The sequence below is a fragment of the Butyrivibrio sp. M55 genome (assembly GCF_900116865.1).
In the GTDB taxonomy this organism is placed as follows: domain Bacteria; phylum Bacillota; class Clostridia; order Lachnospirales; family Lachnospiraceae; genus Butyrivibrio.
In genome coordinates this window covers 101,549-123,437 of the sequence record NZ_FPCD01000001.1, presented here as the reverse complement: position 1 = coordinate 123,437, position 21,889 = coordinate 101,549, and the positions used below count along the sequence as shown (strand labels likewise).

Below are 21,889 nucleotides of genomic sequence, written 5' to 3'. Positions count from 1 at the left end.
ATCAGCTGTTCTCCTTCTCAAACTTAGCCATGAATTCTACGAGTTTCTGAACACCCTCGATAGGCATTGCGTTATAGATACTAGCTCTCATACCGCCAACTGTTCTGTGTCCCTTAAGGCTTACAAATCCTGCAGCTGTAGCTTCCTTGATGAACTTAGCATTGAGCTCTTCGCTGTCTGTAACGAAAGGAACGTTCATAAGTGATCTGTCCTCAGGTCTTACTGTTCCCTTGAACATCTTGCTCTGGTCGAGATAATCATAAAGAACCTTAGCCTTAGCTTCGTTTCTCTTCTTCATCTCCTCAAGACCGCCCTGTTCCTTGAGCCACTTGAATACGAGACCGCACATGTAGATGCTCCAGCAGTTAGGTGTGTTGTAAAGAGATCCGTTATCAGCCTGAGTCTTCCACTTAAGCATTGTAGGTGTGTATGCGGGAACATCATCAGTGATGAGATCTTCTCTGATAATAGCGATAACAAGACCTGCAGGTCCAACGTTCTTCTGAACACCGCCGTAGATAACGCCATACTTTGTTACATCAACAGGCTCTGAAAGGAAGCATGATGATACGTCAGAAACAAGGATATGTCCCTTTGTGTTGGGAAGTGTCTTGAACTTTGTTCCGTAAATTGTATTGTTCTCACAAATATAAACGTAGTCAGCATCCTCAGGAATATCAAGATCTGAGCAATCGGGAATGTATGAGAAAGTCTTATCCGCACTAGAAGCAACCTCGATAGCCTCTCCGTACTTCTGAGCCTCCTGATAAGCCTTCTTAGCCCACTGACCTGTTACAATATATGCAGCCTTGCCGTTCTTCATAAGGTTAAGAGGAACAGCTGCGAACTGCTGGCTTGCGCCTCCCTGTAAAAAGAGAACCTTATAATTGTCGGGGATGTTCATAAGATCCCTGATATCCTGCTCTGCAGTCTGAATAACTTCATCGAAAGTCTTTGATCTGTGGCTCATCTCGTTGATAGACATACCACATCCGTTGTAATCAAGCATCTCTGCTGCTGCTTTCTTAAGCACTTCCTCAGGAAGCACTGCCGGGCCGGCAGAAAAATTATAAACTCTAGACATTTCTTTTTGTCCTCCTATAGACGATTTAATAGTTTAATACGCTAAAATAACTCATAAATTTCATTCTATACTCAATTCAAAAAATGTCAAGAACGTCATTCCATAATGCGTGTTATTTTATTATTTTTAGTTGCATTATTAATACACACTTTTTTATTCAACCGTGAATCATTCCCCCACAATTCCGGATATTAACTGTGTTTGAACAAATTTATCTTTACTGTATCCTTCTAAAAATGCCCTCTCAAAAATTTCAAATTTCTCTCAATTTTTTTTCAAATTTTTCTTGCATTTTCTCAAAAAAAATTCTCTCGACAACATTCAAAAACATTGCCAAGAGAATTTCATAAATACATTCTCATATAAAACTTATGAATAATTTACCGATTATCTGTAATAAACGATTACCGGTGTCTTACTTTTTACATTGTTCCACAACAATTCCGCCATATCCGGAGGACAGTTTATGCACCCGTGGGATCCATTATGCAAATATATATCGCCTCCGAATTCATGCTTCCAGTAAGCGTCGTGAATACCGATTCCCGCATTGTTAAGTCTCATCCAATAATGAACAAGAGTCTCATAATCATCGCCTCGAAGAGTCTTCTCTCTCTGCTTATCGTAAGCTTTATAGTATCCGCTCGGGGTTCCGTGTCCCTTGGACATATCTCCCGTAACAACATCTGTCTCGATACTTACCACTCCGTCTACATAGTAATACAGATGCTGATTGGAAACATCCACTTCAATATATGTACTACCGAGATCATTCTTGGCATTGATACAATCAACCTTATTCTCATTGGTAAGTTCCCTTACTTCTTCGCCGGTCTCGTCCTTATTTTCTTCCTTCTTGTCGTCTTTCTTTTCGTCAATCTTCTGATTGCCCGCTCCCGAAGTAAATACCTTCTTCAGGTAATTATATTCAGCGACGTTATCAAAGATCTTCGGATTACCGGCACGGTTGTTCTTGGGAACCATTATCTCAACATCCTCGCCGTTCTTGTAACGTTCAAGGGCGTCCGCGGTATAACCGGCCTTAACCATCTTATAAAAGAAATCATAAATTCTCGCTTCGGAGATCAAAGGATCGCCGTTCTGAGTGACCACGAACCCCTGGAGATTACGTACATCCGAAAGGCCCACTTCTGAGCTGCCCGCAATATAACGGCCGCGTCCCGGATTATCGTACTCATAATCTTCCGTTCCTTCCTTCATCTCCTCATTGGTAAGCAAGAATTTACTTGCTGTTCCGTCTTTCAAAGGAATCTTTTTACTTCCAAAAATATAAGTAATATTGCAATTAATAATCGGTTCAATCTTCGAATAAAGATCGATAACTTCCTGCTGCGTGGCATTCGGTTTGATGGGACCGTAACAGTCCTTATAATCTTTTGCTGTAAGATCTATATCTGCCGCAGCATTAAGCGCAGCAACATCTACAGCCTTAATAATATTATCCTTATTCGGAACCGACAATAATTCGTTCTTAAGCTCGTACCCTTTATCGTTTTTAACAATGGATACATCCAAAGTATCCTGTGGTACGAATATTTCCCAATCCCCAACTATCTTTGCAAGTTTCTTCTCATCACAGGTAATATTGGGCTCAACCTGACCGGCAAGTCCCTTAAAAATATATATTCCCCATGACAAAGCATTTTGATTCTTAATAAACTCTTTGAGCGCATCCGTATAATCTATGTTAAAATCCATATCCTTAGCGCTTACAAAAAGTGTTGCTCCGTTCTGATCCTTAATGGTTATTCCTTTGTAATCAAATTTACTGCATAATTCGGAATTAACCTGTTCAACACTCTTTCCCGTGCAGTACACCCCATTAACCCAGGTGCAGCAAGGGAAACCTTTGCTGTAAAAATATCCGATGATCAGATACAGTACAACCAATCCGGCAAAAGCCGGGGCTGCAATTCGCACGATTAGTTTAGTCTTATCTTTCATTCACTCTCTCGTATTCTTTAAGTGATCCGCCCGACTGACCGTCTGATCACCCTGACAGAGCACTAGTATGAGTAAGTCACCGAACTTCTGTAATAAACAATAACCGGTGTCTGCTCTTTAACATTTTCATAGAGAAGACGAGCTATGTAAGGAGGGCAATTTATGCATCCGTGCGATCCTGATTCACGATATATCTCACCGCCAAACGATTCCTGCCACCAAGCATCATGAATACCTACTCCAGTGTCGGTCAAACGCATCCAATATTCAACCGGACATTCATAGTCCTCTCCTACTAATACTTTGTTTCTTTGCTTATCATATACATGGAAAAGACCTGCAGGAGTTCCGTGACCTCCAAGCATAGTACCGGATACGATCAAAGTATCTATATAGACTTCTCCATTCCTATAATAATACAGGTGTTGGTTCGCTATATCAAGTTCAATATATGTTCCGCCAAGTGCTTTCTTGGCATTGAAGACATCAACCTTCTTCGGATTCGTAAGATTTCTGGTCTCTTCCTGTTCAAACGATCCCGATGTAAAAGCTTCTATCAAGTGTTTATATTCGGCATTATGATCAAATACAAAAGTACTGCCGTTTCTGTCTTTCGGGCAAATTATATCGACATCTTCACCGTTCTGATACCTCCTAAGCATAGTTGGCGCATCGCACAATTTCTGCTTCTGGTAAAAGAAATCGTAGAGTCTTGCCTCAGATATAAGCGGTTCATTGTCCGAAGTAACGGCAAAGCCTTCAAGATCACGAACAGTGTCCGCCGAAATGCCAACTTCGTTACTTCCGGAAATAAATCTTCCAAGCCCGGGATTTTCATAGTCATAAACATCTCCCGAGAGCTGATCATAAGTCAAAAGAAATCCATTAACAACTTCGCCCTTAAGCGGAATTGTATCATTTCCAAACTGATAAGTAATGCCGCAATTAAGGATTCGCTGTAACTTTCCGTAGAAATCAACAATTGTCTGCTGTTCTTCCGTAAGCGTAACGGGTTCATAGCAGTTATCAAACTGTTCGGAAGAAAGATCCAGCTCACCTTGCATCTGCATAGCTGCATCGCCTACAACCTGAGCTATATTTTCCCTTATGGGAGTGCTCAAAAGAGTATTCTTAAGTTCATACCCGTTTTCTGTATTAACAATAGAGACATCCCTTGTTTCGTCAGGAACAAATATATCCCAGCCGGCGATTATATTATCAAGTTTTTCTTTATCATAACTGATACTGGGCTGTACAGAGCCTGTCAGTCCTTTAAAAACATATACTCCCCATGATAAAGCATTCTGCTCGGAAATAAACTTATTGAGTTCTTCGGTATAATCCACTGTAAACCCAAGGTCCTCAGCACTAATAAACAATGTTGAACCGTTTCTGTCAACAACATTTATTCCCGGATACTGAATTGTTTTACATAGTTCGGAATTCACCTCCGCTACGCTTTTTCCTGTGCATTTAATTCCGTTTACTTTAGCTGCACAAGGAAATCCTTTGCTGTAGTAGTACCCGATGATCAAATAGAGCACTACCAACGCCGAAATAATCAGGAGCACAATGCGCCCGATTAATTTTGTCCGTACATTCATTTACTCTCTTTCCCCAAAACATAATTACTTCTCCCCTTCTATATCGCTTGCATCGAAAGCTTCACTAATTGAAGCGCCTGCAGGTACCATCGGAAATACCTTGTCATCCTCTTCAATAACACAATCAAGGACGATCGGTACTTTTGAACTTAACGCCTTCTTAAGAGCAGGTTCAACTTCCTCCTTCTTGGTGATCCTGACAGCCTCACAACCAAGTGCTTTGGCTACCATACAATAGTCAACCTTATCCTCAAATACCGTCTGAGAATAATGTTTTTCATAAAACAGTGTCTGCCACTGTCTTACCATTCCCAGAACTTTGTTGTTTATTATGATCTCAACAATAGGAAGGCCATAACCCGATGCAGTCGCAAGCTCCTGCATGTTCATCCTGAAGCATCCGTCTCCCGTAATATTTACGCAGACTTTATCAGGATTTCCTACTTTTGCACCAATACATGCTCCAAGTCCGTAACCCATAGTTCCAAGGCCACCTGATGTAAGGAATGTCCTCGGCTTTCTAAACTTATAATACTGGGCTGTCCACATCTGATGCTGTCCTACATCAGTTGAAACAATGGCATTACCCTCAGTAAGCTTATAAAGTGTCTCGATGATATACGGACATGTGAGCTTATCCGTCTCATAGCTCAAAGGAAACTTTTCCTTGTATCCGTTTATCTTTTCCTTCCATTCGGTGTGATCCATCTGATCAAGCTTAGCGTTTATCTCAGAAAGAACCTCCTTCAGATCTCCGACTATGGAATAACTTGTTCTGATATTCTTATTGATCTCAGCAGCGTCGATATCTATCTGCAGAATCTTCGCTTTTGATGCAAAAGTCTTAGTGTTACCGGTTACTCTGTCAGAGAATCTTGCTCCTAAGGTAACCAGCAGGTCGCACTCACTTACGCCGTAATTGGAAGCTTTTGTGCCGTGCATACCGATCATGCCGGTATAAAGGGGATGTGTACCGTCGAAAGCCCCCTTGCCCATAAGTGTGTCGCAAACCGGACAATCAAACTTCTCAGCAAACTCCAATACCTCTTTGGAAGCGCCTGAGATAATAGCACCACCTCCCACATAAATGAAAGGTCTTTTTGATGCTTTTAACATTTTGATTGTTACATTAATGTTATCATCAGTATATGTCTTTATCGTCGATTTGTCAGCAACTTTTTTTATTTTTTTAAATTCACAGCTTTTTGCTGTTACATCTTTTGTAATATCTACGATAACAGGACCCGGTCTTCCGGTGCTTGCAATCTTAAATGCTTTCCTCAAAGTATCTGCCAGTTCTTTTACGTCTTTTACGATAAAACCATGCTTTGTGATAGGCATAGTTATTCCCGCAATATCAGCTTCCTGGAAAGTATCTTTTCCCAAAAGAGGAAGATTTACGTTACATGTTATCGCTACCATAGGAACAGAATCCATATATGCCGTAGCAATACCTGTTACAAGATTCGTTGCTCCGGGGCCGCTTGTTGCAAAACATACGCCAACCTTACCCGTAGATCTTGCATATCCGTCTGCAGCATGGGCAGCTCCCTGCTCATGAGAAGTTCTGATATGAAGAAAATCATCACTCTGCTTGTAAAGTTCATCATAAATATTAAGAATACTTCCGCCGGGATAACCGAATATGGTATCTACTCCCTGCTCTTTAAGACACTCTAAAACTATCTGTGACCCGTTTAACTGCATTTTAAATGTACCATCCTATAAGATTTATTCGAATTATTTTGAAGTTCCGGGAATCTCAAGGATTGCTCCTCTGTTTCCGCTTGTAACAAGTTCTCTGTATCTTGCAAGATAACCTGTTGTGATCTTAGGCTCTCTGGGCTGCCATTTTTCTCTTCTCTTGGCAAGCTCTTCATCAGAGACCTTAACATTAAGTGCATTATTAGGAATATCGATGCTGATGATATCACCTTCCTCAATAAGAGCGATCGGTCCGCCTACAGCAGCCTCAGGAGAAACATGTCCGATAGACGCTCCTCTGCTGGCTCCTGAGAATCTTCCGTCCGTAATAAGAGCAACAGATGATCCGAGTCCTCTTCCTGCAATAGCTGATGTAGGATTGAGCATCTCTCTCATTCCGGGGCCGCCCTTAGGTCCTTCATATCTGATAACAACAACATCTCCTGCCACAATCTTACCTGTAAGAATTGCCTCGATAGCATCTTCCTCACAGTCGAATACTCTGGCAGGTCCTTCATGAACAAGCATCTCAGGAACAACCGCAGACTTCTTGACAACACCTGTATCGGGAGCAATGTTACCCTTAAGAACGGCAATTCCGCCCGACTGCATGTAAGGATTCTCAATAGGCCTGATAACTTCGGGATTGAGATTCTTTACGCCCTCAAGATTTTCCTTGATTGTCTTACCTGTAACCGTGATAAGGTCTGTATTGATAAGGTTCTTTTTAACAAGCTCAGACATAACCGCAAGTACACCGCCTGCCTCGTTGAGGTCTTCCATATATGTGGGACCTGCAGGTGCAAGGTGACAAAGGTTAGGTGTTCTGCTTGATACTTCATTAGCGATTTCCATATTAAGATCAACGCCTGCTTCATGCGCAATCGCAGGAAGGTGAAGCATTGTATTTGTTGAACATCCAAGAGCCATATCCATTGCCATGGCATTCATAAATGCCTCTTTTGTCATGATATCTCTTGGTCTGATATTCTTCTCGATAAGATTCATTACCGCGTAGCCGGCATGCTTAGCAAGTCTGATACGTGCTGAGTATACAGCGGGGATTGTTCCGTTTCCGGGAAGTCCCATACCGATTGCTTCTGTGAGACAGTTCATTGAATTTGCAGTGTACATACCTGAACATGAACCGCAGGTAGGACAAGCCTTCTCTTCGTACTCACAAAGCTTCTCGTTTGTCATTTTTCCTGCAGAAACACTTCCTACAGCCTCAAACATTGATGAAAGAGATGTCTTATGTCCATCAACTCTTCCTGCCATCATAGGACCGCCTGATACAAATACTGTAGGTATATTAACCCTTGCAGCCGCCATAAGAAGACCTGGAACGTTCTTGTCGCAGTTGGGAATGCATACCATTCCGTCAAAAGCATGAGCTGTTGCAAGACACTCTGTGCTGTCTGCAATAAGGTCTCTTGTAACAAGAGAATACTTCATTCCGATGTGTCCCATTGCGATACCGTCACATACAGCAATAGCGGGAACAACAACAGGCATACCGCCCGCTTCTGCTACCGCAAGTTTTACAGCTTCCGTGATCTTATCAAGATTCATATGTCCGGGAACTATTTCATTATAAGAACTAACGATTCCAATAAGAGGTCTCTTTCTCTCTTCTTCAGTAAATCCAAGAGCATTAAACAAACTTCTGTGAGGAGCCTGCTGAACGCCCTCCATAACTCTGTCACTGTTCATAGCCATAATCTTTTCTCCTTTTACTTGGTATATAAAATAAATTTGTCATTCTCATATCTTACGTGCATTGAAGATAAGTAATCCCAATCGATCGTCCTGTATGTCTGATAGAACTTCCAAAGATCTTCTCCGTTATAATTCGGATCAAACATATTCTTATCAAGCAATACGCAATCGGCACCTTCAACGTCTGTCTTGTCGCAATCAATATCCCAGCCAAACTTTAGAAGATATTGCTGATCGCAGTCTAATACTGCGATACTTTGTCTCTTTGTCACTTCAGCGACATAAAGCGTGTTAAACACATTGTTTTCTCTTTCAGCTATCTGACAACTAAATCCGGGGTCAAAAAATCTGAAAATAAAAAGGATCACTATTACAATAACAGGTATATAAATTCCGATACCCGAGTACCATTTATCGCCTTTTTCAACCGTTTCTATCTCTTCATGAGATTTGATCCCCTCATCACCTCTTGCGATGAGTTTTCTCCGGTTATACAGTCTTATGCCCACATTTATGAGTCTTTCAAGCGCCGTGCAGACGCACAAGACAATAACAAATGCAACATAACCAAAAATGCGAAGATATGGCAATGTATGAAGTGAAAATAAAACAATGCCAAGAAACATCAGGTTTACGATAACAACAAGATTGATCACAGTCCTGCTGTATTCAAAATGTTTAAAGCATTCATAAAACAAGCATCCCAGGCTTATCAGCAGGAATAAAAGTGTCATGATGCTAAACTTCGGCACCAAAGAATTTAAAAGGCTCATAAACCATGAACATAACCTTTTTCCAAAAGCCGCCGAAGAAAGCCTTTGGATATAGGAATGAGACATCATATACTTCATTCCGGTCATGACTGATTTAAGAGGCGCTTTAATAATAACACTAAAATGAGATAATTCAAAAAATGCTGAATCTTCCGAACTCACAAGTATGTTAGATCCGATTGCGAGCCAAATTATCATATATAACAATATGACAATCGTCATAGAAACTACCGCCGTATCAAGCAGCTTGCGAAGTTTCCCGTAATAGATGTTTTCGGAGATTGAACTGTATACGCCCTTACTTCTCATCGCATTGATGAAAAGAAATATAGCACCCGAAGCCCATACCGGCACAACCCAGTATATGCTGCTCGGAACAATATACATCCCAAGAACCAGCGTTCCTCCGAACAAATAGTAATACGACTTCTTATCGGCTCCCAGCCTGCAAATATAACCTATGTAATATATCGAAAGAAGAAAACATGTCGTAGCAAGTGTATATCCTCTTCCGAGCACGCTGTAATCATTTACTATCTGCATCGATGCATAGAGCACGACAGCTCCGAACGGAATCGCATGGGAATAATACTTCCTGCAGATCCTGTATACAAGGATCAGATTTACAATAGCGGCAACATACGAAACGCCTCTTAAAGCTATGTAAGAATTGCCGCAGCGATAAAGCAATGCCGACAGGATCGAATATCCCACATGATTGTTCGGAAGAGGCCAATGTATAGCTGAATACAAAGGACCTCTCGAAACAAAATTATAATATGTATAAAGCTCATCGTAATTCGGAGTTATCGCAAACATTCTCCACAGATAATAAGAAGCCATCGCGATCACAAAAAGAGTAACCGCCATTCCTTCGGGGCTTTGCGGAAGAAGTTCATTTATTTTCTTTTCAGTTTTAGCAATTACTGATCCGTTCAACCAATAAGTCTCCCATCATGCGACAACCGACAAGTTTAAAGTTATCTTCCTGACCCTTAGGCAAAAGATCTGTTGTCCTGTAACCGTCTTCCAAAACCTTGCGAACGGCATTTTCTATAGCATCCGCTTCCTTATCAAGGTTAAAGGAATATCTGAGCATCATTGCCGCAGAAAGTACAGTGGCAATGGGATTTGCAATATCTTTTCCCGCAATGTCGGGAGCGCTTCCGTGACTGGGTTCATACAGTCCGAAGCTTGTATCGTTAAGTGAAGCACTCGGAAGCATTCCGATAGATCCCGTGATCATACTTGCTTCATCAGAAAGAATATCACCGAACATGTTCTCTGTAAGAACAACGTCAAACTGTGTAGGCTCTTTTACAAGCTGCATAGCACAGTTATCAACGAGCATATGCTCAAGTGTTACGTCGGGATAGTCTTTCTTAACCTCTTCAACAACTTTTCTCCAAAGTCTTGAAGAATCAAGAACGTTGGCCTTATCTACGCTAATAACGCTCTTTCTGCGCTTTCTTGCAACATCAAAAGCACGGATCGCAATTCTTCTGATCTCGCTCTCTCTGTAAACAAGTGTATCTGTAGCTACAAGCTCTCCGTCTTCTTCCTTGGTAAATCTGTCACCAAAGTAAAGACCGCCTGTAAGCTCTCTCATAATGAGCATATCAAAACCTTTATCCGCAACAGCCTCTTTCAAAGGACATGCATCCTTGAGCTGAGGATACAGATATGCAGGTCTCAAATTTGCAAAAAGATTAAGAGCCTTTCTGAGTTTCAAAAGACCTGCCTCAGGTCTGAGTGAAGGCTCAAGTTTATACCAAGGGGATGTTGATGTATTACCGCCGATTGATCCCATAAGTACGGCATCGGCAGCCTTTGCATCTTCAATAGCCTCATCTGTAAGAGGCACTCCGTGAACATCGATTGAGCAACCGCCCATCAGAATATCCTTATATTCGATGGAATGTCCAAATTCTGAAGCAACTTTATCAAGAACTTTCTTTGCTTCGGTAACAATTTCAGGTCCTATTCCGTCACCCGGAATACATGTAATATTAAGCTTCATACCCGTATCTCTTTTCTATAATGTATTTTTTAAGTCATAACTTAATGTTTTTCATCTCATTATGCAATAAAGCCCGATTGAGTGCGCAAGCACCAATCAGGCTTAACAGAATCAAAATTTAATTACTTTTTCTTTGAATTCTTTGAATCCTTGGTGCTATCGTTTGAAGAAGCGATCGCGTCCTCGGGCTTCTCAACTTCAACAATTGCATCCTTAACCATGGGGATACGACAATTCTTATTGTTACCAAACTCAACAATAACCATATCGTCGTTGATGTCGATGATAGTTCCGATAAAACCACCTGTAGTTCTTACGCTGTCACCTACTGCCATAGAAGCGATGACCTGCGCCTTCTGCTTCTGTTCTTTTCTGTTGGGACGAACAAGCAGGAAATAAAAAATTGCCATTACCACAGCATAAAAAAGTAATGTCGGTACAACTGCGGAACTTGCAGAAACAGGCTCTGTTGCTGCTTCAGTGAAATATAATAACATAACATCCTCCAAAAACTTATTCTTTAATTATATACCAAACAATAATACTAGAAAGAAACGGCAAATTCAAGTAGTCAAAATTCATCTGCACACATTACAAATTTAACCTTTTCTCCAATTGCGGGCAATATTGTATGACTCGCTTTTTGCAACAGAATCAAACTCCAGCATGCCCTCTAAGGTCTTCTTCTTGTAAGCCTGATAATTGTTGTTTCTTATTGCCTCTCTGATCTCTTTTACCAGATTATTGTAAAAGTACAGGTTGTGAAGAACACAAAGTCTCATTCCAAGCATCTCTCCCGCCTTCAAAAGGTGTCTGATATAAGCCTTGGAATAGTTCTTGCACGCAGGACAGTTACATCCTTCCTCAATAGGAGTGTCATCAAGTTCATATCTGGCATTTAATATATTGATGTGACCTCTCTTGGTATAAAGATGTCCGTGTCTTCCGTTTCTGCTCGGATAAACGCAATCAAAGAAGTCCACTCCCCTGTCAACTGCTTCAAGGATATTTGCGGGAGTTCCCACACCCATAAGATAAGTAGGCTTGTCCTCTGGAAGGAAAGGCACCACGTTCTCAAGAACATCGTACATCTCCTCGTGACTCTCACCAACCGCAAGGCCGCCGACCGCGTATCCGTCAAGATCCATCTCTCTGATTCTCTTGGCATGCTCTATCCTGATGTCGTTAAAAATAGCTCCCTGATTGATTCCAAAAAGCATCTGATGCGGGTTAACCGTATAATGAAGGCCGTTCAGCCTGTCCATTTCTTTTTTGCATCGCTCGAGCCATCTCGTCGTTCTATCCACAGACATCTGAACATATTCGTGCTCAGCCTTTGCAGAAGGACACTCATCAAAAGCCATCGCGATCGTGGATCCGAGATGAGACTGAATTCTCATGCTCTCCTCAGGTCCCATGAACAGCTTGTGTCCATCGATATGTGAATGGAAGTATACTCCCTCTTCTTTTATCTTTCTCGTCTTAGCAAGAGAAAAGACCTGGAATCCGCCTGAATCTGTAAGAATAGGCTTGTTACATGACATAAACTTATGCAGTCCGCCCATTCTGTATATCAGATCATCTCCCGGTCTTAAGTGCAAATGATACGTGTTCGAAAGAACAACCTGAGTGTCTATTTCCTCAAGATCTCTTGTGGATACACCTCCCTTTATTGCCGCAACGGTTGCAACATTCATAAATACGGGAGTCTGTACCTCACCGTGCACAGTGGAAAAAGTAGCACTCTTGGCGTTTCCGTCCTTATTTACAATTTTGTACATATAAATCCTCTAATTAACATAAGTATTCCAGAATTCTTCCAGACAGATACCATTTTCATGTATAACAGTCGCTGCGTCAACCCCTACATATCTAAAATGCCAGGGTTCGAATTCAATACTTGTAATATTCTCTTTTCCGGCAGGGTATCTTAAGATAAATCCGTACTTGTAACTGTTGTCTGCAAGCCACTTTCCGGCACGTGTATTGCCAAAGCCTTCATCAAGACTTGAATACCCTTCCGTGATAATGTCAATCGCAAGGCCTATCTGGTGCTCAGAAGATCCGGGAACAGTAACCGCCTGAGAAGCAAGATTATACGCTTCCATATAGTTCATTCCGCCTTCCATGTACCTGCTGACCTTGTTGTTAAAAAGCATTGTCTGCCTGTCCCTGTCTCTGTAAGGAGAACAAATGATAAGTGCCACTCCGTCTTTATTTGCAGCTCTCATCATCTCAAGAAGCGGTGCAATAATTCGCTCATCGCATCTCATTGTTCCGCTGATTGTTCCAAGCGGGAAATCATAATCATCAGGAATCGGATGTTGCTTATTTACAAGCAATATCTTCCAGTCACTGCTGTCAAAGTTCGTAACTCCAAGATATGACAGATTAACTCCGTCATCCGTATTTTCAGGCACTGCCGTGCCATCGTCCGTCGCTTCAAGAATCTGTGAAAGAGAAGCCTGCTTCTCGGGATCGAGGTGCTCAGCCTCCGCAACATCGGGATTCTCACTCTCCATAGCTTCCTTGATAAGCTCGGAATCAACGTCCTGGCTTACCGCAAGCTCGGCATCGGACTCCGCAACTTCCTCACTCGAAAGCACTTCTTCCGTATCGGAAGAATACCCGTCCATACTCACATCCGAAGCAAAACTGATATTGAGTGACATGGCGGGATACGAAAAACTGCTGCTAAATACAAAAAACAGCAATCCGCACGCAAGACAAATATACCTCTTACTGCTTCTGTAGAAGTAAAAAAGAATATCGTAAAGTGCTATTGCCGCAAAAGCATAAGCAATGCCTAAAAAGGTCAGTGCTTTGTGTTTTCTGTTAAATCTTTTCACCTTGGAAAAAATTTTATTTTTATAAGCAAGCTTCATCTGCAAGCTACTAGCGTTCATATCGGAAATCCCCTCTCATTTCGGATACTTGGCTTGTAATATGATAACGCATATAATATGATATGTTATGCGAATTACTCCACGTTATACGCCATTTTTGTTATAACGTCTATATAATTATATAACAATTTAGCGTTTATTACATCATTTTTTATAGCAAATTATGCGCTGCAATGCGCTATATATAGTATATTTCAAAAATTCACACACAATATGAAAGGATACCTATGTCAGGTTCAACACTCGGAAAAAACATAACAATATCAACATGGGGAGAATCCCACGGCGAAGCACTCGGAGTCGTTGTTGACGGCTTTCCCGCAGGACTTGATCTTTCAAAAGAAGATATTCAGAAGTTCCTCGACAGAAGAAAGCCCGGAACTTCATCTGCCACAACTTCAAGAAGAGAGGACGACGAAGTCCACATTCTGTCAGGAATATTTGAGGGAAAGACAACCGGAACCCCCATATCGATGATGGTAAAAAATACCTCTCAGAGATCCGCGGATTACAGCGAGATTGCAAGCTATTACCGCCCCGGACACGCTGACTACTGTTTTGATGAAAAATACGGTTTCAGAGACTACAGAGGCGGCGGTCGCTCATCAGGAAGAGAAACTATAGGAAGAGTCGCTGCAGGTGCTCTCTGTCAGAAAATGCTGGGCGAAATGGGAATCGATGTCTTTGCTTATACACGCTCTATCGGTGACGTAGAGATAAACGAAAGTAACTTTGACAGAAACACAATATACACCACTCCCACTTCCATGCCCGATGCGGATGCTGACAAAAAGGCAATGGATCTTATCATGAAATGCCGTGAAAACATGGATTCAATAGGCGGAGTTATTGAGTGTCGTATAAAAGGTGTTCCCGCAGGAATCGGCGAACCCGTATTTGATAAGCTCGATGCTCTCCTTGCAAGAGCCGTTATGAGTATCGGCGCAGTTAAAGCTGTTGAGATCGGATGCGGAACAAAAGTAGCCCGACTCTACGGTTCAGAAAACAATGATGAATTCGTAATCGAAAATAACGAGATTGGTAAGAAGACAAACAATTCAGGCGGAATACTCGGAGGAATGTCAGACGGAAGCGAAATTATACTCAGAGCTTACGTAAAACCAACCCCCAGCATTGCCCGCTCCCAAAACACAGTCAACAAATCCGGTGAAAATATCGAAATAAACATAAAAGGCCGTCACGACCCTGTTGTAGTTCCAAGAGCCGTCGTAGTAGTCGAAAGCATGTGTGCTTTCACACTCCTCGATCTTCTAATCTCCAACATGTCCGCAAAGGCTCAAAACATAATCAATTTCTATAAATAAAGCAATCAAAAAGGGGCGTTGCCTGTATGATCACAATCGATCATCAGAAGCAACAGCCCCATTTTATTATCCCTCTAATTTGTGGAATACGATGCAGTTAGGTCTTTTTACGGGCTCTTCGGGTCCGTTCATAACAAGAGTTCCTGCCTCGGGATCCACTTTAAAGAATGTCAATGAATCCGACTCATGATTGAGTGATACAAGATGCTTGTTGTCAGGGAACAATGCAGCATCCTTAGGATATTCACCCGCGATCGGAAGCTGGATCTTCTTTGTAAGAAGTCCCGTCTCTTTATCAACCTTGTAGATAATTACATTGTTCTCTCCCGCTGTAGAGCTTACAAGATAGTTGTAATCCTCAGAGAATGTAAGCGCACTGCTTGCAACACCGATAGAATCGGCTTCATCTGAATTTGATACAGTCTGAATCTTGTTAAACTCGGGATCTCCGTTGTTATCTACGTACTCATATACTTCTATGCCGCATTTCTGCTCAAGACATACATAAAGAAATCTTCCATCCTTAGAGAACTGCATATGTCTCGGTGAAGACTCCTGATCGCAATGGATAACATCAACTTCTTTGATCTTGCCCGACTCAACATTGAGAGAGTATACATTAACTCTGTCCATACCAAGATCGGCCGCAAGAAGATACTTATTATCCTTAGATACTTTAATACACTGAACGTGAGGCACGTGGTTTCTTCCGGCTGCTGTTCCAAGACCCTTATGGTATCTTTCGTCGGTAATCTCACCGATACTTCCGTCTTTATTAAGCTTAAGGATTGTCACCTTACCGTCGTGATATCCGGCTGTCAAAAGGAAATTGTCTTCCTGATCCATATTAAGATAACATCCGCGCATTCCGTTGATAGAAGCCTCATTCAAAAACTCAAGGCCACCGTCGGGCAGAATATGATAAGCCTCAACGCCCGCATCCGTAATTGAATACAGAGTCTTCTTGTTGTGAGATATTCCAATATAAGATGAATTGGTTATCTCAACCTTCTGCTTCTCCTTAAATCTGCCGTTTTTCATATCAACGTCATAAATTTTAATTCCATATTTGGAACCAAGTCCGGAAGTGTAGCTAGATACATAAGCCACATACTTGTCTTTTCCAGCCATTTTACAACATGCCTCCTGAATGTTTATTAATAATAAGTATTACCAATTTTTATACTTGCCGTTTACGCATACTCCGGCAAATCCGTTTGCTGTCATAACAGCTTTGTCTGATTCTGAAATAACAGGTGTAGAATCTGTTGCTGAAGCAACATCAAAATACTTGGAACCCTCATTAACGGCAACGCCCTTTAATGAAAGTGATGCCATCTGTCCGTTTCCGTTTGTAAGAGAGAATGATGCCATTGCAACATCCTTATCGTTGTAAAGCATTGCAATGTTTCCGTTCTTCTTTACAGTTCCGGTAGCTTTCTTTGCAAGCTCAACCTGAACAGACTCAGAAACCTGAGCGGCATTTCCTACGCGTACAAGAACCTCGTCATATGTTCCGTCAGACTGAACCTTTGCATCATCGATGTAGAAATAGAAAGGTACGTCCTTAGCCTGCTCATCGGCGCCAACATGGAAAATAACATCCTGTGTTCCGCTCTTGAATGAGCATTCAAGATATGTTCCTGTACTTGTGTGAGGTCCGAGATGATATGTATAGTTAAATTTAGACCTCATATGCATTGTGTGTTCGCTTCCTGCGTTCATGTTAATTACAGTATCCCCAAAGTCAAAGTACATCGGAAGATCACTTTCCGCATGTGCATTAACCGACATGAGCGATCCCGCAATCAAAAATGTACTAAGCGCAGTAATAAGATTTTTTTTCATTCTAGTCATAAATTTTTCCTCCGTGTCTTATCTTAATCTTATTGTCTCTTCTCTTTTTGTTTTTATATTTATAATTATAACGTTATAAATATCCAATCTCAAGGTTATCGGTATCTGCCGATACATTTGCTTTCGCACCCATTACAACGGGAAGCATCGGGTCGATATGTCCGATATCCGCATCAAAAATCATAGGAACACAGTATTCCTGCAAAAGATCCGTAACTGCATTGAACTTATCTACTCCCATGAGGTCGCCTTCAAAGCAGCCGGTTGCCCTTCCCATGATAAAGCCCTTGGCGTTTTCAAACCATCCGGCTTCCTTCATGTTCCAAATTGCCCTTCTGTAGCTCATTGGACTAAGCTCGCAGTTCTCAATGACCCAAAGTATTCCTTCATCGCATCTCTTTACGAATTCTGCGACTTTGTCAAACCTTGTTCCTATCATATTAGCCATTACATCAACACAACCGCCCAAAAGAATTCCCTGCATGTTTATCTTTTCGTCCGTCTTCTCAGCTTTCTTTGAAGAACAGTCAAAATTAGTCAGTACTTTTTTTGTATCACAGTTGTAAAAAAACGGCTTGGAATAATCAATTTCTTCTTTTTCTTCCTTGGGCTTTACAAACTTATCATATCCCTTAAAAGAAGTCTTTGTTCCCTCCAAAAGAGCGAAAGCATCATATTCGGTACCTTCCCACTCCTTGGCATAGCCCGAAATGCACGGGCCGTAAATTCCACATGTATTTGCTATCGTAACAAGCGGCAGTAAAAAGCTTGTGTTGTCCGAATATCCGACGTACCACTTGGGCTTACTTTTTTTTATAACCTCAAAATCAACATTTGAGATTGTCTCAACCATAAGCTCGCCGCCACCTGCAGAAATTATCGCATCAATATCATCTCTTTTATAAAACTCCATAAGTTCTGCGCCGGTAACTTTCGGATCTGTACTGATCCCAAGTCCGTCGCCAAGCCTTGCAGTCTTTCCCTCGATGATATTATAGCCTCTTTCTTTTATCTTTTTCTCCGCAATATCTATTAAAAAGCTGTACGGTTCAGTTGCCGCACCAAATGCCGGAGCCGTAATTCCTATTGTGTCACCTTTTTTTAAGCTGCCAGGCTTCCTTATCATCTTCTCCTCGTTCTCTTACTTGAATCTTTTCCTTTTGATCTCATTTTTGAGTAATCAGCTCTGAAATCATCGCCAAATTCTTCTCTGAATTCTTCTTCGAAATCGTCTCCGAAGCCCTCTTCAAAGTCATCTTCGTACTCTTCTTCAAAGCCTTCTATATACTCTTCTTCGTAATCATCATGATATTCGTCATCATTAAAATCATTCTCGAAATCGTCTTCAAGCTCATCTTCGAAGTCATCTTCATATTCTTCCGAAAAGCTCTTTCTTGTAGCAGGTCTCGAATTTTTTCTGAGGTTCTTTATCGAATCATTGAAAGATTCTTTTTTTGAACTTCTCTTGGGCTTGATTTCCTCTTCCTCAAAATCATCTTCGAAATCATCTTGCGATCTTCTGAATGATTCCCTCTTAGGCAGCTTTGAAAGTTCCCTTGTAGGTTCAGGCTTTCTGAGTGAGTTCTTTATCGAATCTCTTACAGCGTTTCTTCTGGCAATTTTACTTGAAACTATTTCAGATTCCTCATCCAAATCTACATCCAGGTCAATATCTACGTTTCTCTTTGCCCTTCTGTCAGACTCTCTTCTTAACTCTCTCTTGGATTCCCTGACAGATTCTCTGGATTTTTCTCTTGAAGAATCTTCATCTTCATCTCTGAACGATCTTCTTCCGGTTTCTCTTGTCGTTTCTCTCTTTGACTCCCTCGATGATTCACGTGAATTTTCACGTGCGGATTTCCTTGAAGGTTTTCTTACGATCTCTTCCTCTTCATCGTCTTCGTCATCTTCAAATTCATCTCTTTCATCTCTGTATTTCTCTTCAAGATAATCGGATGAAATTCTTGAATAAATCTTTTTATAGTACTTATTCATCTTAATGCAGTCAAAATATGATATGGGATGTCCCTCTCCATGACGAAGAGCCGCAAGATAAGCAATACATCCCTTATCGAGAACTATCGATGCGGCAACCGCATCTTCCAAAGTCTCACCAAGGCAATAAGCGCCGTCATTAAGCGCAAAAACTGCATTTGAATTTTTCTTGATATTATGATAACTGTGTCCGTCTTTTCCATGCTCGTTACTCGGGATTTTTACACTGTATCCGACAAGCTCGGCAAAGTCGAACAAAAGAGGTCTTAAATGAGTTGCGGTTCTTGAAACCGTCATAACCGCATCAGACTTATTGTGGACGATATATTTTACATCCGGTCTTCTGTCATAGATCTCTCTGTGAATATGTTTAACACGCTCAGGTGTATCCTCGACATCATAAATAATCTCATCGTCTTCAATATGGCTTCCGAATCCCTCTTCAACACCATGATACATATCGGTCTTGCATACATCCATAAGGAAGTTATCACAGGCATCCTCTGTTCTCTCGATATTCTCGATTACTTCATCGGAATTTGCGCCCATAAACAATGCACCGTGATTAGACAGGATAAAGCTGTCAGACTCCCTGTTCTTCTTAACGGTCGCAGCAACATTTCCCGCAAGTTTGGCACTTCCGGGATAAGCATACGGAACACAAGGAATGACAACATCCTCGTCCTCAACATATGTGTATATTCTCTTAAGACCCAAAACTCCGGCACACGAAGCAAAAACCTGATGTGTAAGAGCGACAAACTCCACATCTTTTCTGGTTCTGTAGCAAGCTGCATGTACTCCCCTTTCAAAAGACGGAGTAAACTCTCCCATAAAGTTCAGATTTTTGAGATTAACAAGACATATCATATCCGGCGTCATATCTTCATATCTGATCCCACTCGGAGTGATCACAAAGATTTCCTTGTTGACTCTGCAGCTAACGCTTCCCCATGTACGTGGTAAATAGCCTTTTTTGTGCAACTCATTTGCCACATCAATGACATGCTGTTTTGCCTCAAGCAATTCAGAATCTTCTTTTCTATTTTTCATTATCTGATCTGCCCCTCTCCGGTAATTTGATACTTGTATGATGTAAGCTCTTTAAGCCCCATAGGTCCGCGCGCATGAAGCTTCTGTGTGCTTATACCAATTTCGGCTCCGAATCCAAATTCAAATCCGTCTGTAAATCTTGTTGAAGCATTTACATATACGCAAGCCGAATCCACTCTGTCAAGAAATCTCTTTGCACTCTCTTCGTTCTCCGTGATAATGCAATCGGAGTGGCTTGTGTTGTACTTATTTATATGTTCAATGGCTTCATCGACGTTCTTAACCGTCTTTACAGAAATAATATAATCAAGGAACTCTTTTCCAAAGTCCTCTTCAGTAGCAGAAACAGCACTGTTCATAAGCTTGCGGCTCTCTTCGTCGCCTCTTATCTCAACGTTATGCTCGTTCATTGCTTTCTCAAAAAGAGGAAGGAATCTGTCTTTAATATCCTCATGGACAACCAGGGACTCAGCAGCGTTACATACGCCTATTCTCTGAGTTTTGGCATTGATAATGATAGGGATCGCTTTGTCAATATCGGCATCCTTATCGACATAGATGTGACAATTGCCCGTTCCGGTCTCGATTACGGGAATCGTAGAATTTTCAACAACGGCATTTATAAGTCTTGCACTACCTCTGGGAATAAGAACATCTATGTACTCATTCATCTGCATAAACTTAGTTGTAACCGCTCTGTCTGTATCTTCAATGAGCTGTATCGCATCGGGATTGATGCCGCATTTCCCAAGTGCAGCTCTCATAACATTAGCAATTTGAATATTACTGTCTATCGCATCACTTCCACCTTTTAAAACAACGGCATTACCCGCTTTAAATGTAAGCGCAAAAGCATCCGCGGTAACATTGGGCCTCGCTTCGTAAATTATACCGATAACGCCCATAGGAACCCTTACTTTTTTTATTTTCAGACCATTGGGACGCTCAAAGCTATCGATAACTTCTCCTACGGGATCCGGAAGAGCCGCAACCTGCCTAAGCCCCTCTGCCATAGCTTCAATTCTTTTTTTATCAAGAAGAAGTCTGTCCAAAAGGCCTTTATTCATTCCGTTTGAAACGCCTCTCTCATAATCCTTTGCATTTGCAGCGATAATGCTGTCCGCTTCCGCAACAAGCTTATCCGCAACCGCAATAAGAGCATCATTTTTCTCTTTCGTAGTAAGACACTGAATCTCGTATTTTACTTTTTTAGCTTTTTTGCAAATCTCAATAAGTTCCATCTATGTTCTCCAGCTCCTTTATTTCTCGTGAATGATACTCTTTACGGGAATATCATGCTCACTCGGTATAATCTCATCAACAATCTGAATCTTATAGCAAAGTGCCACAGTATCGGCGTAGCTTACTTTGGATAGAAATCTGTCGTAGAATCCTCCCTTGTAACCTATCCTGTTGCCTTTTTCATCAAAAGCAACTCCCGGAACGATAACCATCGTCTTTCCGGCGTTCTCACCATCTATCCGGCGAACATTTGATTCATCGGCATAAAAATCCGGATCGAATATCTCGCTATCCTCCTTAATCTCCGGCTCCATAAGGCCATAATCACCGGGAACAAGGTTTTCGGGCTCGTAAATTCTGACGAACTTCATTATGCCATTTTTCTTATCTGTAACCTTAGGGCAAAAAACTCTTTTCCCCAGCGCAAGCGCATCAAGGATAATCTCATCCGTCTTAACTTCATTTCTGACAGAAGCATAAATAAGAATATTTGAGGCTTCGGCATACTCGGGTCTTGTGATAAGTTCCTCGAATATCTCCCTGCTTTTCACCTCAATCTTATATATACTGAGTTCATCTCTTTTTTGTAAGACATCTTTTCGTATTAAGTCTTTTTCCATCGGTACCTTCCATTGTATTTGA

General features: G+C 41.4%; 17 protein-coding genes. 1 reads left to right on the top strand and 16 read right to left on the bottom strand.

What is annotated here, in order from left to right; translation table 11 throughout:
• Nucleotide 1 precedes the first annotated feature (1 nt).
• From serC to BM398_RS00500, 10 genes are all read right to left on the bottom strand, one after another.
• Nucleotides 2–1,084, bottom strand: coding sequence for a 3-phosphoserine/phosphohydroxythreonine transaminase (serC, locus tag BM398_RS00545; RefSeq protein ID WP_026654716.1), 1,083 nt, complete (start codon nt 1,082–1,084; stop codon nt 2–4).
• A gap of 387 nt (nt 1,085–1,471) precedes the next feature.
• Entirely contained in the window at nt 1,472–3,049 is a 1,578-nt protein-coding gene (locus tag BM398_RS00540; protein ID WP_092335983.1) for a L,D-transpeptidase, read from the bottom strand.
• Between the two features lie 62 nt (nt 3,050–3,111).
• Entirely contained in the window at nt 3,112–4,653 is a 1,542-nt protein-coding gene (locus BM398_RS00535) for a L,D-transpeptidase (RefSeq protein ID WP_092335982.1), read from the bottom strand.
• Between the two features lie 24 nt (nt 4,654–4,677).
• Nucleotides 4,678–6,360, bottom strand: a complete 1,683-nt coding sequence (gene ilvB, locus BM398_RS00530; protein WP_026654713.1) for a biosynthetic-type acetolactate synthase large subunit — start codon at nt 6,358–6,360, stop codon at nt 4,678–4,680.
• A 33-nt stretch (nt 6,361–6,393) separates the two neighbouring features.
• Nucleotides 6,394–8,070, bottom strand: a complete 1,677-nt coding sequence (gene ilvD / locus BM398_RS00525; RefSeq protein WP_026666851.1) for a dihydroxy-acid dehydratase — start codon at nt 8,068–8,070, stop codon at nt 6,394–6,396.
• 20 nt (nt 8,071–8,090) lie between these two features.
• On the bottom strand, nt 8,091–9,788 hold the full coding sequence (locus tag BM398_RS00520; protein ID WP_092335981.1) for an ArnT family glycosyltransferase: 1,698 nt from the start codon (nt 9,786–9,788) through the stop codon (nt 8,091–8,093).
• Entirely contained in the window at nt 9,766–10,869 is a 1,104-nt protein-coding gene (gene leuB, locus BM398_RS00515) for a 3-isopropylmalate dehydrogenase (protein ID WP_092335980.1), read from the bottom strand. The genes BM398_RS00520 and leuB overlap by 23 nt, the downstream gene beginning before the upstream one ends.
• Before the next feature lie 122 nt (nt 10,870–10,991).
• A complete protein-coding gene (gene yajC, locus BM398_RS00510; protein ID WP_092335979.1) occupies nt 10,992–11,366 on the bottom strand; it encodes a preprotein translocase subunit YajC in 375 nt (124 codons plus the stop codon).
• 102 nt (nt 11,367–11,468) lie between these two features.
• Nucleotides 11,469–12,650, bottom strand: coding sequence for a tRNA guanosine(34) transglycosylase Tgt (gene tgt / locus BM398_RS00505; RefSeq protein ID WP_092335978.1), 1,182 nt, complete (start codon nt 12,648–12,650; stop codon nt 11,469–11,471).
• A 9-nt stretch (nt 12,651–12,659) separates the two neighbouring features.
• The gene (locus tag BM398_RS00500) at nt 12,660–13,775 is read right to left on the bottom strand and encodes a M15 family metallopeptidase (RefSeq protein WP_092335977.1); all 1,116 of its coding nucleotides are present in this window, start codon (nt 13,773–13,775) and stop codon (nt 12,660–12,662) included.
• A 227-nt stretch (nt 13,776–14,002) separates the two neighbouring features.
• On the opposite strand from BM398_RS00500, the gene aroC reads away from it, so the two are divergent.
• The gene (aroC, locus tag BM398_RS00495) at nt 14,003–15,100 is read left to right on the top strand and encodes a chorismate synthase (RefSeq protein WP_092335976.1); all 1,098 of its coding nucleotides are present in this window, start codon (nt 14,003–14,005) and stop codon (nt 15,098–15,100) included.
• A 66-nt stretch (nt 15,101–15,166) separates the two neighbouring features.
• Here the strand turns inward: aroC and BM398_RS00490 are convergent, their stop codons facing one another.
• The 6 genes from BM398_RS00490 to BM398_RS00465 all read right to left on the bottom strand — a co-directional run bounded on the left by BM398_RS00490 (nt 15,167) and on the right by BM398_RS00465 (nt 21,867).
• On the bottom strand, nt 15,167–16,231 hold the full coding sequence (locus BM398_RS00490; protein ID WP_092335975.1) for a lactonase family protein: 1,065 nt from the start codon (nt 16,229–16,231) through the stop codon (nt 15,167–15,169).
• A gap of 39 nt (nt 16,232–16,270) precedes the next feature.
• On the bottom strand, nt 16,271–16,957 hold the full coding sequence (locus BM398_RS00485) for a hypothetical protein (RefSeq protein WP_092335974.1): 687 nt from the start codon (nt 16,955–16,957) through the stop codon (nt 16,271–16,273).
• Between the two features lie 73 nt (nt 16,958–17,030).
• Nucleotides 17,031–18,083: a S66 family peptidase gene (locus tag BM398_RS00480; protein WP_092335973.1), complete on the bottom strand. Its 1,053-nt coding sequence runs from the start codon at nt 18,081–18,083 to the stop codon at nt 17,031–17,033.
• Nucleotides 18,080–20,005, bottom strand: coding sequence for a class II aldolase/adducin family protein (locus BM398_RS00475; RefSeq protein ID WP_092335972.1), 1,926 nt, complete (start codon nt 20,003–20,005; stop codon nt 18,080–18,082). The genes BM398_RS00480 and BM398_RS00475 overlap by 4 nt, the downstream gene beginning before the upstream one ends.
• Nucleotides 20,005–21,246 (bottom strand): glutamate-5-semialdehyde dehydrogenase, encoded by a 1,242-nt coding sequence (locus BM398_RS00470; protein ID WP_092335971.1) that lies wholly within the window; start codon nt 21,244–21,246, stop codon nt 20,005–20,007. Before BM398_RS00470 ends, BM398_RS00475 begins: the two co-directional genes overlap by 1 nt.
• Nucleotides 21,247–21,264: 18 nt before the next feature.
• Nucleotides 21,265–21,867, bottom strand: coding sequence for a 5-formyltetrahydrofolate cyclo-ligase (locus tag BM398_RS00465; protein ID WP_092335970.1), 603 nt, complete (start codon nt 21,865–21,867; stop codon nt 21,265–21,267).
• Nucleotides 21,868–21,889: the final 22 nt, after the last annotated feature.

Bases quoted from the DNA above. Each gene is read 5' to 3' on its own strand.
- BM398_RS00465 (WP_092335970.1), bottom strand. From the start codon at position 21,867: ATGGAAAAAGACTTAATACGAAAAGATGTCTTACAAAAAAGAGATGAA.
- BM398_RS00470 (WP_092335971.1), bottom strand. From the start codon at position 21,246: ATGGAACTTATTGAGATTTGCAAAAAAGCTAAAAAAGTAAAATACGAG.
- yajC (WP_092335979.1), bottom strand. From the start codon at position 11,366: ATGTTATTATATTTCACTGAAGCAGCAACAGAGCCTGTTTCTGCAAGT.
- BM398_RS00535 (WP_092335982.1), bottom strand. From the start codon at position 4,653: ATGAATGTACGGACAAAATTAATCGGGCGCATTGTGCTCCTGATTATT.
- ilvD (WP_026666851.1), bottom strand. From the start codon at position 8,070: ATGAACAGTGACAGAGTTATGGAGGGCGTTCAGCAGGCTCCTCACAGA.
- BM398_RS00540 (WP_092335983.1), bottom strand. From the start codon at position 3,049: ATGAAAGATAAGACTAAACTAATCGTGCGAATTGCAGCCCCGGCTTTT.
- leuB (WP_092335980.1), bottom strand. From the start codon at position 10,869: ATGAAGCTTAATATTACATGTATTCCGGGTGACGGAATAGGACCTGAA.
- serC (WP_026654716.1), bottom strand. From the start codon at position 1,084: ATGTCTAGAGTTTATAATTTTTCTGCCGGCCCGGCAGTGCTTCCTGAG.
- BM398_RS00480 (WP_092335973.1), bottom strand. From the start codon at position 18,083: ATGATAAGGAAGCCTGGCAGCTTAAAAAAAGGTGACACAATAGGAATT.
- aroC (WP_092335976.1), top strand. From the start codon at position 14,003: ATGTCAGGTTCAACACTCGGAAAAAACATAACAATATCAACATGGGGA.
- ilvB (WP_026654713.1), bottom strand. From the start codon at position 6,360: ATGCAGTTAAACGGGTCACAGATAGTTTTAGAGTGTCTTAAAGAGCAG.
- BM398_RS00485 (WP_092335974.1), bottom strand. From the start codon at position 16,957: ATGACTAGAATGAAAAAAAATCTTATTACTGCGCTTAGTACATTTTTG.
- BM398_RS00500 (WP_092335977.1), bottom strand. From the start codon at position 13,775: ATGAACGCTAGTAGCTTGCAGATGAAGCTTGCTTATAAAAATAAAATT.
- BM398_RS00490 (WP_092335975.1), bottom strand. From the start codon at position 16,231: ATGGCTGGAAAAGACAAGTATGTGGCTTATGTATCTAGCTACACTTCC.
- BM398_RS00475 (WP_092335972.1), bottom strand. From the start codon at position 20,005: ATGAAAAATAGAAAAGAAGATTCTGAATTGCTTGAGGCAAAACAGCAT.
- tgt (WP_092335978.1), bottom strand. From the start codon at position 12,650: ATGTACAAAATTGTAAATAAGGACGGAAACGCCAAGAGTGCTACTTTT.